General features: G+C 68.9%; 12 protein-coding genes. 1 reads left to right on the top strand and 11 read right to left on the bottom strand.

What is annotated here, in order from left to right; translation table 11 throughout:
- Positions 1-69 precede the first annotated feature (69 nt).
- Positions 70-1,329 (bottom strand): transcription termination factor Rho, encoded by a 1,260-nt coding sequence (rho, locus tag M8009_RS04575; RefSeq protein WP_250059582.1) that lies wholly within the window; start codon positions 1,327-1,329, stop codon positions 70-72.
- Between the two features lie 442 nt (positions 1,330-1,771).
- Here rho and ppx point away from each other — a divergent pair, with 442 nt between their 5' ends.
- A complete protein-coding gene (gene ppx / locus M8009_RS04570; RefSeq protein WP_250059581.1) occupies positions 1,772-3,313 on the top strand; it encodes an exopolyphosphatase in 1,542 nt (513 codons plus the stop codon).
- Here ppx and tilS read toward each other — a convergent pair.
- The 10 genes from tilS to bamA form a co-directional block, all read right to left on the bottom strand.
- Positions 3,246-4,574, bottom strand: a complete 1,329-nt coding sequence (gene tilS / locus M8009_RS04565) for a tRNA lysidine(34) synthetase TilS (protein WP_250059580.1) — start codon at positions 4,572-4,574, stop codon at positions 3,246-3,248. The genes ppx and tilS overlap by 68 nt on opposite strands.
- Positions 4,575-4,594: 20 nt before the next feature.
- Positions 4,595-5,548 carry an acetyl-CoA carboxylase carboxyl transferase subunit alpha gene (gene accA, locus M8009_RS04560; protein WP_250059579.1) on the bottom strand — a complete coding sequence of 318 codons (954 nt, stop codon included), beginning with the start codon at positions 5,546-5,548 and terminating at the stop codon, positions 4,595-4,597.
- A gap of 286 nt (positions 5,549-5,834) precedes the next feature.
- Entirely contained in the window at positions 5,835-9,335 is a 3,501-nt protein-coding gene (gene dnaE, locus M8009_RS04555; RefSeq protein ID WP_250059578.1) for a DNA polymerase III subunit alpha, read from the bottom strand.
- Positions 9,336-9,356: 21 nt separating this feature from the next.
- The gene (gene rnhB, locus M8009_RS04550) at positions 9,357-9,995 is read right to left on the bottom strand and encodes a ribonuclease HII (protein ID WP_250059577.1); all 639 of its coding nucleotides are present in this window, start codon (positions 9,993-9,995) and stop codon (positions 9,357-9,359) included.
- Positions 9,992-11,200 (bottom strand): lipid-A-disaccharide synthase, encoded by a 1,209-nt coding sequence (gene lpxB, locus M8009_RS04545; RefSeq protein ID WP_250059576.1) that lies wholly within the window; start codon positions 11,198-11,200, stop codon positions 9,992-9,994. The genes rnhB and lpxB overlap by 4 nt, the downstream gene beginning before the upstream one ends.
- A 13-nt stretch (positions 11,201-11,213) precedes the next feature.
- A complete protein-coding gene (gene lpxA / locus M8009_RS04540) occupies positions 11,214-11,981 on the bottom strand; it encodes an acyl-ACP--UDP-N-acetylglucosamine O-acyltransferase (RefSeq protein WP_250059575.1) in 768 nt (255 codons plus the stop codon).
- Positions 11,978-12,421 carry a 3-hydroxyacyl-ACP dehydratase FabZ gene (gene fabZ / locus M8009_RS04535; protein ID WP_250059574.1) on the bottom strand — a complete coding sequence of 148 codons (444 nt, stop codon included), beginning with the start codon at positions 12,419-12,421 and terminating at the stop codon, positions 11,978-11,980. Before fabZ ends, lpxA begins: the two co-directional genes overlap by 4 nt.
- Before the next feature lie 104 nt (positions 12,422-12,525).
- Positions 12,526-13,563, bottom strand: a complete 1,038-nt coding sequence (gene lpxD, locus M8009_RS04530) for a UDP-3-O-(3-hydroxymyristoyl)glucosamine N-acyltransferase (RefSeq protein WP_250059573.1) — start codon at positions 13,561-13,563, stop codon at positions 12,526-12,528.
- A gap of 28 nt (positions 13,564-13,591) precedes the next feature.
- On the bottom strand, positions 13,592-14,098 hold the full coding sequence (locus M8009_RS04525; protein ID WP_250059572.1) for an OmpH/Skp family outer membrane protein: 507 nt from the start codon (positions 14,096-14,098) through the stop codon (positions 13,592-13,594).
- A gap of 29 nt (positions 14,099-14,127) precedes the next feature.
- Positions 14,128-16,467, bottom strand: a complete 2,340-nt coding sequence (bamA, locus tag M8009_RS04520; RefSeq protein ID WP_250059571.1) for an outer membrane protein assembly factor BamA — start codon at positions 16,465-16,467, stop codon at positions 14,128-14,130.
- Positions 16,468-16,497: the final 30 nt, after the last annotated feature.

Genomic DNA, 16,497 nt, shown 5'->3' with positions numbered 1-16,497 from the left:
TTTCCCGGTTCCAGAATGACGAAAGGGGCAGCATAGCATGCCGCCCCTTCGCTCACTGCCCGATACCGACTAGCGGCGCTTCATCGCCTCGAAGAACTCGAGGTTGGTCTTGGTGTCCTTCAGGCGGTCGATCAGGAACTCGGTGGCCGCCGTATCCTCCATGGGGTTGAGCAGCTTGCGCAGGATCCACATGCGCTGCATCTCCTCCTCGGAGGCCAGCAAATCCTCGCGCCGAGTGCCCGAACGGCGGATATTCATCGCCGGGTAGACGCGGCGCTCGGCCAGCTTGCGGTCCAGATGCGCCTCCATGTTACCGGTGCCCTTGAACTCCTCGAAGATCACCTCGTCCATCTTGGAGCCGGTGTCGACCAGCGCCGTGGCGATGATCGTCAGGCTGCCGCCCTCCTCGATGTTGCGCGCCGCACCGAAGAAGCGCTTGGGCTTCTCCAGGGCATGGGCGTCGACACCGCCGGTGAGCACCTTGCCGGAGCTCGGCACCACGGTGTTGTAGGCCCGCGCCAGGCGGGTGATGGAGTCGAGCAGGATCACCACATCCTTCTTGTGCTCCACCAGGCGCTTGGCCTTCTCGATCACCATCTCGGCAACCTGCACGTGGCGCGCCGGCGGCTCGTCGAAGGTCGAGGCCACCACCTCGCCGCGCACCGTGCGCGACATCTCGGTCACTTCCTCCGGGCGCTCGTCGATCAGCAGCACGATCAGGTGGCACTCGGGGTTGTTGCGGGTGATCGAGGTGGCGATGTTTTGCAGCATCAGGGTCTTGCCCGCCTTGGGCGGGGAGACCAGCAGGCCACGCTGGCCCTTGCCGATGGGGGCGGTGAGATCAATGATCCGCGCGGTGAGATCCTCGGTGGAGCCATTGCCGATCTCCATCCGCAGCCGCTCCTGGGGAAACAGCGGCGTGAGGTTCTCGAACAGGATCTTGTGCTTCGCGTTCTCCGGCTTGTCGAAGTTGATCTCGCTGACCTTGAGCAGCGCGAAGTAGCGCTCGCCTTCCTTCGGCGGGCGAATCTTGCCGGAGATGGAGTCACCCTTGCGCAGGTTGAAGCGCCGGATCTGAGAGGGCGAGACGTAGATATCGTCGGGGCCGGCCAGGTAGGAGCTGTCGGCGCTGCGCAGGAAACCGAAGCCATCCTGCAGGATCTCCAGCACGCCATCGCCGAAGATCGGCTCGCCACTCTTGGCGTGCTTCTTGAGGATGGCGAAGATAATGTCCTGCTTGCGGGAACGCGCCAGGTTGTCGATGCCCATCTCGCGGGCAATCTCCAGAAGCTCCGGCACTGGCTTTTGCTTGAGTTCGGTAAGATTCATCGGTGTGTTCAGAATTCGCTCGTGGAAGCCGGGCGGCAGTGCGCCGTGAGGAAAGACAGGAGGCGAGACGATGACGCCCTGTGGATGCGTTCAGAGCCCGGACAGGCTACCTCTCGTCATGCTGCATCGTATGGCCAAGGGCGGGCGACCGCACTCTGGGGTTGCCGGGCCGATATCGGAAGCGAGGAAGCAGGTTCGTTTTCGCCTGACCTGCGGGTCCGGGCCAGGCGGCCGGGATCGCGGGCTGAAGCAGTGGGCTGTCTGACGACTTGGAAACTGACCGTGACGGGATCGCCGCGAGACGGTCGGGAAGCATTCGGAACAGGCGAACGACCCGATACTAGTCAAGGCGGCGAGCGAACGCAAGCCCCGGGACCCGCGACAATTGACACGACCGGGAGCGCCGCGCACCCTTGCCCCTGACCGATCCGAAGGAACTGCCATGACCTCGCCACAGGACCCGGCGCCCTCCGCTGCCAACCCGCTTCCGGCTGCCGTGGCCGGCGATCCCACCCGGCTCGCCGCCATCGACCTCGGCTCCAACAGCTTCCACCTGCTGGTGGCCAACTACCGGGACGACCGCCTGCAGGTAGTGGCCCGCCTCGGCGAGAAGGTCCAGCTGGCCGCCGGCCTCGACGACGACGGCCGGCTCGGCGAGGCGGCGATGCAGCGCGCCCTGGACTGCCTGGCCCGCTTCGCCCCCTTCCTCGAGGACATCACCCCAGGCCACCTGCGGGTGGTGGGCACCAACGCGCTGCGCGATGCGACCAACAGCCAGGCGCTGATCGAGCGCGCCGAGGCCCTGCTCGGCCACCGCATCGAGATCATCGCCGGCCGCGAGGAGGCCCGCCTGATCTACCTGGGTGCGGCCCACGCCCTGGCCGAGGACGGCCGCCGGCTGATCGTCGACATCGGCGGCGGCTCCACGGAGTTCATCATCGGCGAGCGCTTCGAGCCCCTGGCGCTGGAGAGCCTGCGCATGGGCTGCGTGACCTTCACCCGCCGCTTCTTCGAGGGGGGCGAGATCAGCGAGAAGCGCATGCGCAAGGCGGAGCTCGCTGCCCTCTCGGAACTGGCCAACATCCAGCGCCCCTACCAGCGTCTGGGCTGGGCCGACCCGGTGGGCTCCAGCGGCACCATCAAGGCGGCGGCCGCGGTGATCGCGGCCGCCGGGGATGTCCCGGAGGGGATGATCACCCGCACCGGCCTGGCCGCCCTGCGCAAGCGCCTGATCAAGTGCAAGAAGCTCGACAAGGTGGCCATGGAGGGGCTCAAGGCCGACCGCTCGCGGGTCTTTCCGGCCGGGGTGGCGATCCTCGGCGCGATCTTCGAGGCCTTCGACCTGGAGCGAATGCGCTATGCCGACGGGGCCCTGCGCGAGGGGGTGCTCTACGACATGGTGGGGCGCAACAGTCCCGAGGACTCGCGCCTCAAGACCCTGGACGGCCTGGCCCGCAACTACCAGGTGGACGGCCGGCAGGCCGACAACGTGGCGGCCACCGCCGGTGCCCTGCTCGACCAGGTGCGCGATGCCTGGGGCCTCGACGACGACCAGGCGCGCTTCCTCGACTGGGGCAGCCGACTGCACGAGATCGGCCTGGCCATCTCCCACAGCCAGTTCCATCGCCATGGCGCCTACCTGCTGGAGTACTCCGACCTGGCCGGCTTCTCGCGTCCCGAGCAGCGCCTGCTGGCCTTCCTGGTGCGCGCCCACCGTCGCAAGTTCCCGGTCAAGGAGTGGCAGGCCCTGCCCGAGTCGGAACGCCGTCCCCACGCCCGCCTGGCGCGGTTGCTGCGCCTGGCGGTGATCCTCAACCACTCGCGGCCCGAGCAGCTCCCCGCCGTGCCGCGGCTCGAGGCCGAGGGCGAGACGCTGACGCTGACGCTGGCCGGCGACGAGCCCCCGGCGCTGCTGCTCAACGACCTGGAGCAGGAGGCGGCCTACCAGCAGGCCGCGGACTTCCCCCTGGTGCTGCGCGGCTGACCCAGCCCTCGGCGAGCACCAGCCACGCCCCTTCCAGCGGGTCGAGCAGCGCCACCGGGGTGTCACCCGCCCGCACCACCAGCAGCCGCCCGCGCTCCCAGGTCGGCACGCCAAGCTCCTGCAGCAGCCGCTTGAGGTCGCGCCCGCCTCGGCCGGGCAGCCGCAGCCGCTCACCCCCCTGCCGTGGCCCCACCTGCAGGCGGGCTGGCGCACCGTCGGCCCGGCCCAGCGCGACCCGCACCTCGCCCAGCGGCGTCATCAGCGGCGCGTGACCGTCCCACTCGGCCTGCCAGCCGGCCGGCAGCGCTTCAGGGGGCGCGAGCAGGTGGAGCCGCCCTCGCCAGACCCTGGCCTCGGCACCGGGCCAGGCCACCCGCACCTCGGCATCCTCCCCGGCACCGAGCTGGGCCAGCAGCGTCTCGAGCCGGCGCGCCGGCGGCCGCGTAAGGCCCAGCCGCGCGCAGCAATGGCGCACCAGCAGGCGTCGGCGAGGGTCGGAGAGCGCCGCGAGGCCCGGTACCGACAGCCGGCCGGGGTCACCGCCCAGGCGCTCGAGGTCGAGTTCGGCGAGTTCGGCGAGCAGGGCGTCGGCCTCACCGGCCAGCGCCGTGCTGCGGGAGAGGGCCGCGACGGCATGCGGCCAGCGGTACGCCAGCCGCGGCAGCACGGTGTGGCGCAGGAAGTTACGATCCAGGCCCTGGTCATCGTTGGAGGGGTCCTCCACCCAGGCCAGTCCCCGACGCCCCGCTTCGGCCTCGAGGGTCGAGCGGGCGACATCGAGCAATGGGCGCTCGAGTCGCCGGTCGCACCAGGCGCGACACGCCGCCATCCCGGCCAGGCCGCCCACCCCGCTGCCGCGCAGGGCGGCCAGCAAAAAGGTCTCGGCCTGGTCATCCCGGTGCTGGGCCAGCCAGAGGGTCTCCCCGGGTCTCACGCGCCGAGCGAAGGCGGCATAGCGCGCCTCCCGGGCCGCCCCTTCCAGGCCCTGCCCGGCGGCCCGGTCGACGGCGACACCTTCCACGAACAGCGGCACACCGAGGCGCGAACAGAGCCGCCGGCAGTGGCGCTCGAAAGCGTCGGCGGCGGGCTGCAGCCCATGGTGGACATGCAGGGCACGCAGGGGGCGGGGGTGACGGTGAGCGGCCGCGGCGGCCAGGGTCAGCAGCAGCGAGGAGTCCAGGCCGCCGGAGAGAGCCACCCAGACGCAACGCCCCGGCGGGGTAGCCGCCAGGGCGCGATCGATCAGGCACTGAAGGGACATGGCAGAGCGCAGAACGGCCCTTAGACGGGTGCCCCGTAGCTCATCAGGCGCTCGTAGCGACGCGCCAGCATCTGGTCCGTGTCCAGTGCCTCCAGGCGGTCGAGGCTTGCCTGGAGCGACGCCTTGACCCGCTCGGCAGTGGTCACCGGATGGCGGTGGGCACCGCCCAGGGGCTCAGGAATCAGGGTATCGACCAGTCCCAGCTCCTTGAGGCGCTCGGCGGTGATGCCCATGGCCTGGGCCGCATCGGAGGCCTTCTCGGCGCTCTTCCAGAGGATGGAGGCGCAGCCCTCGGGGGAGATCACCGAGTAGGTGGAGTACTGCAGCATGGCCAGCTCATCGCAGACACCGATGGCCAGCGCGCCGCCGGAGCCGCCCTCGCCGACCACGGTGGCGACGATCGGCGTCCTCAGGCGCGACATCACCGCCAGGTTGTAGGCGATGGCCTCGGACTGGCCGCGCTCCTCGGCATCGATACCCGGATAGGCGCCCGGCGTGTCGATGAAGGTCAGCACCGGCATCCTGAAGCGCTCGGCCATCTCCATCAGACGGCACGCCTTGCGGTAGCCCTCGGGGCGCGGCATGCCGAAGTTGCGGCGTACCTTCTCGTGGACGTCGCGCCCCTTCTGGTGGCCGATCACCATCACCGGCTTGTCATCCAGGCGCGCCACGCCGCCGACGATGGCGGCATCGTCGGCGAACTTGCGATCACCGTGGAGCTCGTCGAAGTCGCTGAAGACGTGCTCCAGGTAGTCCAGGGTGTAGGGGCGCTTGGGATGGCGCGAGAGCTGCGAGACCTGCCAGGGGGAAAGGTCCTTGAAGATCGACTCGGTGAGCTTGCGGCTCTTCTCCTCGAGCCGGCCGATCTCGTCGCTGAGGTTGACCTGGCTGTCGTTGCCGACCAGCCGCAGCTCCTCGATCTTGGCCTGGAGTTCGGCGATGGGCTGTTCGAAGTCGAGATAGTTCGGATTCATTGGCCGGATGCCTTGTCGTGTTTCACCGCCCTGCCCGTCGAGGCCAGGCGCGGCGCGAAAAGTGAAGTGGCTGGCATTATGGCACCCTCAACGTGCGGCGCAAGGCGAGCTCCGTAGGCTGCAGGCTTATCGCACCGCTCGAGGCTGTTCCGGCGACAGGGTCTTCGAGGGGGCGCTGTGAACCCTTCCCTGGGCGCTACCGATTCCATCCCTGGAATAGGACCCCCTCTTCGACCTGTCCCCGGCGCCCCTCGCTGGCATGCTACAAGCCGCAGCTCGCAGCCAGTTACCGATACTTCAGCCTTACCCCATCCTGGCCCTGCACCTCGCGCAGGCCGGTGAGCAGCTCGTCGCTCGGCGTGACGCGCCACTCCTCGGCGAGCTCCAGCCAGCCCGAGGCCTCGGCATTGCGGTAGCGCAGCCGCACCGGCAGGCCCTCCCCGTCGCAGAAGGGCGCGAGGCTCGCGCGCAGCGTGTCCACCAGCCGCCCGTTGAGGCGGCCGCCGTCCAGCGAGAGCTCCACCGCCTGTCCGAAGCGACTGCGCGCCTCGACCATCGGCGTGACCTCCTTGCCGCGCAGGCGCAGGCCGCCGGAGTAGTCGTCGCTGGACACTTCGCCCTCGACGATCATCACCTGGTCGGCCTCGAGGCGACCGCGCAGCTGGTCATAGAGCTCGCCGAACAGCGAGGCCTCGATGCGCCCGGTGCGGTCGTCCAGGGTGATGAAGGCCATGGTATCGCCGCGCTTGGACTTCATGGTCCGCACGCCGACCACCAGACCCGCCACCCGCTGGGGCTCCCGGGAGGGCTTGAGGTCGCTGATGCGGGTCGAGACGAAGCGGGCGAGCTCGCCCTCGTACTCGTCGATGGGGTGGCCGGTGAGGTAGAGCCCCAGGGTCTCCTTCTCGCCGGCCAGGCGCTCCTTGTCGCTCCACTCGCGGGCCTGGCGGTAGTCGGCGTAGGCATCCTCGGCCGACTCGTCGACGAAGGCCTCGCCGAACATGTCCATCATTCCCAGGTTCTGGTTGGTCTGGGTCTGGACCGCCGCCTTCAGGGCATCCTCCAGTGCCGCGGTGAGCACCGCACGGCTCGGCCCCAGGGTGTCCAGGGCGCCGGAGCGGATCAGCGCCTCCAGGGTCCGCTTGTTCATGCGCTTGGGATCGACCCGGCGGCAGAAGTCGAAGAGGTCCTCGAAGGGGCCGTCCACCTCGCGGGCCTCGACGATGGCGCCGATGGGGCCCTCGCCGACCCCACGGATCGCGCCCAGGCCATAGACGACCCGCGCCTGGTCGTCGACGGTGAACTTGTAGCCGCCGACGTTGACGTCCGGCGGGGTCACCGTGAGGCCCAGGTGGCGGCACTCCTCGATCAGCGGCACCACCTTGTCGAGGTTGTCCATCTCGGTGGACATCACCGCGGCCATGAAGGGCCCGGGATAATGCGCCTTGAGCCAGGCGGTCTGGTAGGAGACCAGCGCGTAGGCCGCCGAGTGCGACTTGTTGAAGCCGTAGCCGGCGAACTTCTCCACCAGGTCGAAGATGTTGCCGGCGAGGTCCTTGTCGATGCCGTTGGCCGCGCAGCCCTCCATGAAGCCGGCGCGCTGCTTGGCCATCTCCTCGGGCTTCTTCTTGCCCATGGCGCGGCGCAGCATGTCGGCCTGGCCCAGCGAGTAGCCCGCCATCACCTGAGCGATCTGCATCACCTGCTCCTGGTAGAGGATGATGCCGTAGGTGGGCCCGAGGACCGGCTTCAGGAGCTCGTGCTGGTAGTCCGGGTGGGGATAGGAGATCTCCGCCCGGCCGTGCTTGCGGTTGATGAAGTCGTCGACCATGCCCGACTGCAGCGGGCCGGGGCGGAACAGCGCCACCAGGGCGATCATGTCCTCCAGCGAATCGGGCAGCAGGCGCTTGATCAGTTCCTTCATGCCGCGGGATTCGAGCTGGAAGACCGCCGTGGTCTCGGCCTTCTTGAGCATCTCGAAGGTCGGGGCGTCGTCGAGCGGGATGGTGTCGATGTCCAGCGGCCCCTGCCCCTCGACGGCGCGCACCTTGTCGACCATCTCCAGCGCCCAGTCGATGATGGTCAGGGTGCGCAGGCCGAGAAAGTCGAACTTGACCAGCCCCGCCTCCTCGATGTCGTTCTTGTCGAACTGCACCACCAGGCCGTTGCCGTCCTCGTCGCACAGCAGCGGCGAGAAGTCGGTGAGCCTGGTCGGCGCGATCACCACGCCGCCAGCGTGCTTGCCGGTACCGCGGGTGATGCCCTCGAGCTTCAGGGCCATCTCCCAGATCTCGGCGGCCTCCTCGTCGGCCTCGATGAACTCCTTGAGCTGGGGTTCGGCCTCGATGGCCTTGGCCAGAGTCATGCCGACTTCGAAGGGGATCAGCTTGGAGAGCTTGTCGCCCAGCGAATAGGGCTTGCCCTGGGCACGGGCCACGTCGCGCACCACCGCCTTGGCGGCCATGGTGCCGAAGGTGACGATCTGCGAGACGGCGTCGCGGCCGTAGCGGTCGGCCACGTAGTCGATCACCCGGTCGCGCTTCTCCATGCAGAAGTCGACGTCGAAGTCGGGCATCGAGACCCGCTCGGGGTTGAGGAAGCGCTCGAACAGCAGATCGTAGCCGATGGGATCGAGGTCGGTGATCTTCTGGGCGTAGGCCACCAGCGAGCCGGCCCCCGAGCCACGCCCCGGCCCCACCGGGACGTCGTTGTCCTTGGCCCACTGGATGAAGTCCATCACGATCAGGAAGTAGCCGGGGAAGCCCATCTGGATGATGATGTCGAGCTCGAAGTCGAGCCGCTGGCGGTAGCGGGCGTCGATCTCGGCATACTCCGCCCCGTCGCGCGGATAGCGCTCGGCCGGATAGAGGACATCCAGGCGCTCGGTGAGGCCGTCGTGGGAGATCTTGCGGAAGTACTCGTCCTGGGTCATGCCCTCGGGAATCGCGAACTCCGGCAGGAAGATCTCGCCCAGGCGCACCTCCACGTTGCAGCGCGCGGCGATCATCACGCTGTTCTCCAGCGCCTCGGGAATGTCGGCGAACAGCTCCGCCATCTCCGCGGGGCTCTTGAGGTACTGCTCCTCGGTGTAGCGCCGCTCGCGGCGCTTGTCGTCCAGCGCCTTGCCCTCGCCGATGGCGACGCGGGTCTCGTGGGCCCAGTAGTCCTCGCGCGCCAGGAAGCGCACGTCGTTGGTGGCCACCACCGGGGTGCCGGTCTCGACGGCCAGGTCCACCGAGAGGTGCACGCACTCCTCTTCCAGCGGCCGCCCGGTGCGGGTCAGCTCCAGATAGAAGCGTGCCGGGAAGGCGGTGCTCCACTCCTCGATCAGGGCGCGGGCCTCGTCGTGATGGTCGCTGAGCAGGTGACGGCCGACCTCCCCTTCGCGGCCACCGGACAGCGCGATCAGCCCCGCGCTCTGCTCGAGCACCCAGGCCTTGTCCAGCAACGCCTGGCCCTGGCGCTGGCCGTGCATCCAGCCCCGCGAGATCAGCTCGGTGAGGTTGCGATAGCCGGTTTCGTCCATGGCCAGCAGCGTCAGGCGATAGGGATGCCCCTCGTCATGGGGATTGGCCAGCCAAAGGTCGCTGCCGATGATCGGCTTGAGCCCCGCGCCCTGGGCGCCCTTGTAGAACTTGACCAGACCGAAGAGGTTGGCCTCGTCGGTCAGCGTCAGGGCCGGCAGGCCCTGGTCCACGGCGGCCTGGACCAGCGGCTTGAGACGCACCAGGCCGTCGACCAGGGAGAATTCGCTGTGGACGCGAAGATGAACGAAGGGCGTGGTCATGATGGGCTCGAGATTGGTGAATCAGAACAGTGCCAGCTGGCGCTTTACCGGACCGAAGGAGCGACGGTGCTCCGGCAGCGGCCCCAGGCGTTCAAGGGCGGCCAGGTGCTCGCGGGTCGGGTAGCCCTTGTGGCGGGCGAAACCGTAGTCGGGGTGCCGGGCATCGAGGGCCACCATGCCTGCGTCGCGGGCGACCTTGGCCAGTATCGAGGCGGCGGCGATGGCCGGGTGGCGGGCATCGCCCTTGACCACCGCCTGGCCGGAGACATGATGCCCGGGCAGCCGGTTGCCGTCTACCAGCAGGTACTCGGCCGCCGGCACCAGGGCATCGATGGCGCGGCGCATGGCGAGGTGCGTGGCATGGTAGATGTTGAGCGCGTCCACCTCGGTGGCCGACGCCTCGGCCACGGCATAGGCCAGTGCTCGCTCGCGGACCTCGATCGCCAGGGCCTCGCGACGCCGGGCGGTGAGCGCCTTGGAATCGGCGAGGCCCGCGATGGGCCGTGCCGGGTCGAGGATCACCGCGGCGGCGACCACCGGGCCGACCAGCGGGCCGCGCCCCACCTCGTCGACGCCGGCCAGGCGCTCGCCGGCATAGTCGATCACCAGCGGCGGCAGCTCGCGGGCCCCTTTGCCCCGCGCACCCGCCTTGGCCCTCATGGCGCCACCTCCCCGCGCTGCTCGACGCCCTGCTCAGGGGCGACGCTCGCCGGCAGGGGCTGCCCCGCCACCAGCGCCTCGATGGCCTCGGCCGCCCGGCGGCTGGCATCGCGCTGCAGGCCGGCATGCATCGCCGCAAAGCGGGCCTCCAGGGCCGCCCGACCCGCGGGATCGTCGAGCATCTCGCCCAGGAGCTCGGCGATGGCCTCGGGGCTGGCCGCGTCCTGGATCAGCTCCGGCACCAGGCCCTCCCGGGCAATCAGGTTGGGCAGCGAGATCCACTCGGTCTTGACCAGCCGCCTGGCCAGCCAGTGGGTGGCCGGTGCCATCCGGTAGGCGACCAGCATGGGGCGATGGCAGAGCATCGCCTCCAGCGCCGCGGTGCCCGAGGCCAGCAGCACCGCATCGGCGGCCACCATGGCCTCGCGGGCCTGGCCGTCGACCAGGCTCAGGCGCCCCGCCAGGGCGGGATGCTCGGCAAGCCGCGCCTCCAGCTCGGTGCGGCGTTCGGGCGTGGCGGCTGGGATCACCACCCGCAGGCCCGGCCGCGATGCACACAATCGCTCGGCAGCGGCGAGGAAGGTCTCGCCCAGGAAACGGATCTCGCTGGCCCGGGAGCCGGGCAGCACGGCCAGCACCTGCTCGGCATCGGCCAGGCCCAGCTCGGCACGCGCGGCGGCACGGTCGTTGTCGAGGGGCAGCTCGTCGGCCAGGGGGTGGCCGACGAAGGCCACCGGCACCCGGTGCCGCGCATAGAAGGCCGCCTCGAAGGGCAGAAAGGTCAGCATGGCGTCGACGGCCCGACTGATGCCCTTGACCCGCCCCTGCCGCCAGGCCCAGACGGAGGGGCTGACGTAGTGGGCGGTGGTCAGGCCGGCCTCGCGCAGCTGCCGCTCCAGCCCGAGGTTGAAGTCCGGGGCGTCGATGCCAACCATGATATCGGGCCGCCAGTCGAGTGCGTCCTGCCGAAGGGTTCGCCTGACCCGAACCAGGCCGGGCAGGTGCCGGAGCACCTCGACCAGGCCCATCACCGAGAGGGTCTCCAGGGGGAAGCGGCTGTCGATGCCCTCTTTGATCATGCGCGGGCCGCCGATGCCGCGGAACGCGACGCCGGGATGACGGGCCTTGAGGGCACGCATCAGGCCGGCGCCGAGGATGTCGCCCGAAAGCTCGCCCGCGACCAGGTAGACGCGCCGGACCGTCATGACGCCGCCCTCCTCAGCGGATGATGCCGCGGGTCGAGGCCTCGATGGAGGCGGCGAAGGCCTCGGTCTCGGGCAGCGCGAAGCGCTCCCGGATCTCGACCAGGGCCTGCTCGGTGGTGAGGCCCTGGCGGTAGACCAGCTTGTAGGCCTCGCCCAGCGCGCGGATGGCCTCCTTGGAGAAGCCGCGGCGCTTGAGCCCCACCAGGTTCAGGCCATGGACCTGGGCCGGGTTGCCGTTGATCATCACGTAGGCCGGAGTGTCCTTGGTGATGATCGACCCGCCGCCGGCCATGGCGTGGTCACCGAAGTGACAGAACTGGTGGATGGCCGAGAGCCCCCCGAGGATGACGGAGTCGCCCAGGTGCACATGGCCGGCGAGGGTTACCTGGTTGGCCAGGATGCAGTCGTTGCCGATCACGCAGTCGTGGCCGACGTGCACATAGGCCATGAAGAGGTTGCGCGAGCCGATGGTGGTCTCGCCGCGATCCTGGGCGGTACCGCGGTGCAGGGTGGCCCCCTCGCGGATGACGTTGTCGTCGCCCATCACCAGACGGGTCGGCTCTCCCGCGTACTTCTTGTCCTGGCAGTCCTCGCCCACCGAGGCAAACTGGAAGATGCGGGTGCGCGCGCCCAGCACGGTGGGCCCCTTGAGCACGACATGGGGGCCGATGTGGCTGCCGGGCCCGATCTCGACATCGGGCCCGATCACCGTGAAGGGCCCGACCTCGACATCGTCGGCCAGGCGCGCCGCGGGATCGATGAGGGCGGTGGGGTGTATCAAGCGACCTTCCTCTCGGCACAGGTGATGTCGGCCTCGCAGACCAGTTCGTCGTCCACCGTGGCGCGGCAGGCGAACTTCCAGATGCCACGCTTGGTGCGTTGGACCCTGGCTTCCAGCACCAGCTGGTCGCCCGGCATCACCGGGCGCTTGAAGCGCACGTTGTCGCTTGCCACCAGGTAGTAGACATAGCCGTCGGCGGGCAGCTTGTTGACGGTCTTGAAGCCGAGGATGCCGCAGGCCTGGGCCAGCGCCTCGACCACCAGCACGCCGGGCATGATCGGATGATGCGGGAAATGGCCGTTGAAGAACGGCTCGTTGATGCTGACATTCTTGTAGGCAACGATGGCTTCGCCCAGGGTGATCTCCGTCACCCGGTCCACCAGCAGGAAGGGGTAGCGGTGGGGCAGATACTCACGAACCTCGTTGATGTCCATTACCATCGTAGCGACCTCTGAAATGACAGGATGCCCCCCGCGGAGGGGCATGGCCGGCGGCAGGGGCCGGCGGAAACAGGCGGTGGATTATACCGCCCAGCGACGCGGCCTCAACCGCTGCGGCCGGCCTTCTCGAGCCGCGCCAGGCGTCGCGCGATGTCGTCGAGCTGCTTGAAGCGCACCGCGTTGCGGCGCCACTGGGCATTGTCCATGGCGCCGGTTCCCGACGAGTAGATCCCGGGCTCGAGAATCGAGTTGGTCACCAGGCTCATCCCGGTGACCTGCACCCCGTCGGCGATGGTCAGGTGGCCGGAGAGCCCCACGCCGCCCCCCAGCATGCAGTGCCGGCCCACCCGGGTGGAACCAGCGATGCCAACGCAGCCGGCCAGGGCGCTATGGTCGCCGATCTGCACGTTGTGGGCGATCTGCACCTGGCTGTCGATCTTGACGTCGTCACCGATCAGGGTGTCGCCGAGCGCGCCGCGATCGATGCTCGAGCAGCTGCCCACCTCGACGTCATCGCCCAGCACCACGCCGCCCAGCTGGGCGATCTTGTGCCAGCGCGCCCCGTCGTGGGCGAACCCGAAGCCGTCGCCGCCGATCACGCAGCCGCTGTGCAGGATCGCCCGGGCCCCGATCACCACGCCATGGCAGACGGTGACATTGGCATGCAGACGCGACCCGGGGCCGATGCGGGAGTCGGCGCCCACCACGCAGCCCGGGCCGACGACCACCTCGTCACCCAGCTCGACCCCCGACTCGATCACCGCCTGGGGCCCGATGGCCACCTGCTCGCCCAGGCGGACATCGTCGGCGACCACCGCCGTGGGGTGGATGCCGGCCGGGGACCGCCCGGCCAGGGGGTCGAAGAGCCGCGACAGCTCGGCGTAGCCGAGGTAAGGGTTGTCCATCTCCAGGCGCGCCACCGGACAGCTCTCGGCATGGCCCGGCGCCAGCAGCACCGCCGCCGCCCGGGTTCCCGGCAGGTCCTTGAGGTAGGCGCGGTTGGCGAGGAAGGCCACCTGGTCCGGCTCGGCATCCCTGAGCGTGGCCAGGCCACTCACCTGCCGTCCCCCGTCCCCCTCGAGGCGGGCTCCCAGGCGCTCGGCGATCTCGGCCAGTGTGAGGGTTCGGACGTCTTGGTTCATGGGGACTCGCTGTCGTGGGGCGGCCGGCTCATTGGAGGGTGTTGAGGATCTCGGTGACTTCCCCGGTCAGGTTCTGCAGCTCCCGTTCGGCGTGCAGCACGCCGTTCGGGTCCACCAGCACCTCGACGCCGTGACGGTCGATGACCTGCTGGACGGCCTGGTCCAGCTTGGGCTCGGCCTCCTGGAGGAACTGCTGCTCGGACTGCTGGCGCGCCTGGCCGATCTCCTGGCGCAGCTGCTCGAAGCGCTGCCCCTTCTGCTGGAACGCCTGCATGGCCGTGCGCCGCTCGGTCTCGGTCATGCTCTCGCCCTGTTGCTGCAGGCGCTGCTGCATCTGCTGCAGCTCCTGGCCCAGGGTCTCGGCCTCCTGCTGCTGGCCGGACAGGCGATTGCGCAGCTCGTTCATCGAACGCTGAGCGGCGTCGGTCTCCATCAGCGCGGCGCGCCAGTCGAGCACGGCCACCTCATCGGCCTGGACCGGGAGGGTGACGACGGCCAGCAGGCCGAGGCAGAGGGCGACGGAGAGCTTGCGCATGGTGGGGACTCCTCGATAGGGGCCGGAGATCAGAAGGTCTGACCCAGCGAGAACTGGAAGAACTGGGTGTCGTCGCCGTCCTTGTCGTTGAGCGGCTCGGCGACGCTGAAGGTCAGCGGGCCCACCGGGGTCAGCCAGGAGAGGCCGACCCCCGCACTGTAGCGCAGCTCGCCCAGGTCGACGCCGGACTCGCACGAAGAGGTGAAGTCTTCAGGCACGTCGTAGCAGTCGGTCAGGAAGGTGTTGCCGGCATCCAGGAACAGCGAGGCCTGCAGGGAGCGCTGGTCTTCGACGAAGGGCACCGGGAAGAGCACCTCGGCGCTGCCCTCCACCAGGACATTGCCGCCCAGGGTGCGGTCATCCCCACCGTTGCGTTCGGTGGTGGCCGGCCCCAGGGTATTGCCGGTGAAGCCGCGCACCGAGCCCAGGCCGCCGGAGAAGAAGTTCTCGTAGAACGGGTAGGGGTCGTTGCCGACGGTGTCGGCATAGCCCAGCTCGCCGCTGAACTTCAGGCCCCAGGTCTGCTCCTCGTTGAAGGGGATGATCTGGCGCGCCCGGGCACGCAGCTTGTAGTACTCGGCGTCGCTGCCCGGCACCGCGCTTTCCAGCGACAGGCGCTGGTAGTTGCCGGCGGTGGGCATGATCCCACGATTGAGGTTGTTGCGGGTCCAGCTGGCGGTGAGCTTCAGGCTCTGGGCGTCACTGCCCTGGTCATTTTCATACTGGATGATCTCTGCCGGGGTGTCGCGGTAGGTCTTGATCGACAGGTCCTCGGCCGAGGCGCCGAAATTCAGCCGCGTCAACTCGTTGATCGGATAGCCGAAGTTGATGCCCCCACCGTAGGCGTCGGTGGAGTAGGTCGAGATATCGGAATCCTCGTAGTCGGTCTCGCGGTAGAAAAGGTTATAGCCGCGCGAGATGCCGCCCAGGGTCCAGTAGGGGTCGGTAAAGCCGAAATTGAGGCTGGTGAAGGTGTCGCTGCGCTGGGCACCGAGGTTGACCCGGTTGCCGGTCCCCAGGAAGTTGTTCTGGGAAAGCGAGGCGCCATAGATCACCCCGGCGCTCTGGGAGAAGCCGATGCTCGCCGAGATCGAACCCGAGGGCTGCTCCTCCACGGTGTAGGTGACGTCCAGCTTGTCGGGCTCGCCGGCCACCGGACGCGTCTCCACGTCGACCTGCTTGAAGAAGCCCAGGCGCTCCAGGCGCTGGCGCGACTGGCTGATCGACTCGGTGGAGGCTGGTGCGCCCTCCATCTGGATCATCTCGCGACGCAGCACCTCGTCCTGGGTGGTGGTGTTGCCGGCAAACTCGATGCGCCGCACGTAGGCCCGGCGTCCCGGCTCGACGCGGAAGGTCAGGTCCACGCTGTCGCCGCTGGTGGCGACCTCGGGAATGCCGTCCACATTGGCGAAGGCGAAGCCCTCGGCCCCCAGCCGCGAGCGCAGGGCCTCCGTGGAGGCGGTGACGTCGCTGCGCGAGAAGATCTCGCCGGACTCCACTTCCAGCAGCTCGCGGGCCTCGCGCTCGGGAATCCGCAGGTCACCGGCGAAGCGGATGTCGCCCAGGCGGTACTGCCGCCCCTCGTCGATGTTCACGGTGACAAATATCCGCGACTTGTCGGGGCTGATGGAGACCTGGGACGACTCGATATTGAAGTTCACGTAGCCGCGATCCAGGTAGAAGGAGCGCAGCCGTTCCAGGTCACCGGAGAGGGCCTCGCGGGAGTACTCGTCACTGGAGAACCAGCCGAAGAACCAGCCCGGCCGGTCGTCGAGCTCGAAGACCTCGCGCAGCTCGTCATCGTCGAAGTCACGGTTGCCGACGATGTTGATCTGGCGGATCTTGGCCACCGCCCCCTCGTCGATGTCGATGTTGACCTGGACCTGGCCCTCGCCGACCTCCTCGACGGAGGTCTCGATCCGCGCGCTGTAGCGCCCCTGTGCCTGGTAGACGCCTTCCAGCTCGCGCTGGATCTCCTCGAGGGTGGAGAGCTGCAGCACCTGCCCCTCGTCTAGCCCGGCCTGCTTGAGGCCGTCGCGCAGGTCCTCGTCGGGGATCTGGTTGTTGCCCTCGATGTTGAGGCGCGCGATAGTCGGGCGCTCGACCACCTGGATGATCAGCACGTCGCCCTCGCGGGCCAGGCTGACGTCCTCGAACAGGCCGGTGGCGAAGAGCTCGCGGGCCGCCTCGGCCAGCTCGCGCTCGTCGACCCGGTCGCGAGCACTGACAGGAAAGGCATTGAACACGGAGGCGGGCGAGACCCGCTGCAGCCCCTCTACCCTTATGTCGGAAACGTCAAAAGGTTGTGCCTGTGCCGCCTGGGCACCTACGAGCAGCAGTGCCGCCAGTCCGATGGTCTTGATTTTCATGCAGTCGATTCGCTCGCGTTGATCTGCCGT

The organism is Halomonas gemina (assembly GCF_023554995.1).
GTDB lineage: Bacteria > Pseudomonadota > Gammaproteobacteria > Pseudomonadales > Halomonadaceae > Halomonas > Halomonas gemina.
Note: the sequence above shows the minus strand (reverse complement) of the source record. Positions and strands in the feature narration are given on the sequence as shown.

What these genes read in the sequence shown, in the direction of transcription:
- lpxB (WP_250059576.1), bottom strand. Translation starts at nt 11,200, where the DNA reads ATGACGGTCCGGCGCGTCTACCTGGTCGCGGGCGAGCTTTCGGGCGAC.
- rho (WP_250059582.1), bottom strand. Translation starts at nt 1,329, where the DNA reads ATGAATCTTACCGAACTCAAGCAAAAGCCAGTGCCGGAGCTTCTGGAG.
- lpxD (WP_250059573.1), bottom strand. Translation starts at nt 13,563, where the DNA reads ATGAACCAAGACGTCCGAACCCTCACACTGGCCGAGATCGCCGAGCGC.
- bamA (WP_250059571.1), bottom strand. Translation starts at nt 16,467, where the DNA reads ATGAAAATCAAGACCATCGGACTGGCGGCACTGCTGCTCGTAGGTGCC.
- dnaE (WP_250059578.1), bottom strand. Translation starts at nt 9,335, where the DNA reads ATGACCACGCCCTTCGTTCATCTTCGCGTCCACAGCGAATTCTCCCTG.
- ppx (WP_250059581.1), top strand. Translation starts at nt 1,772, where the DNA reads ATGACCTCGCCACAGGACCCGGCGCCCTCCGCTGCCAACCCGCTTCCG.
- rnhB (WP_250059577.1), bottom strand. Translation starts at nt 9,995, where the DNA reads ATGAGGGCCAAGGCGGGTGCGCGGGGCAAAGGGGCCCGCGAGCTGCCG.
- tilS (WP_250059580.1), bottom strand. Translation starts at nt 4,574, where the DNA reads ATGTCCCTTCAGTGCCTGATCGATCGCGCCCTGGCGGCTACCCCGCCG.
- accA (WP_250059579.1), bottom strand. Translation starts at nt 5,548, where the DNA reads ATGAATCCGAACTATCTCGACTTCGAACAGCCCATCGCCGAACTCCAG.
- M8009_RS04525 (WP_250059572.1), bottom strand. Translation starts at nt 14,098, where the DNA reads ATGCGCAAGCTCTCCGTCGCCCTCTGCCTCGGCCTGCTGGCCGTCGTC.
- fabZ (WP_250059574.1), bottom strand. Translation starts at nt 12,421, where the DNA reads ATGGTAATGGACATCAACGAGGTTCGTGAGTATCTGCCCCACCGCTAC.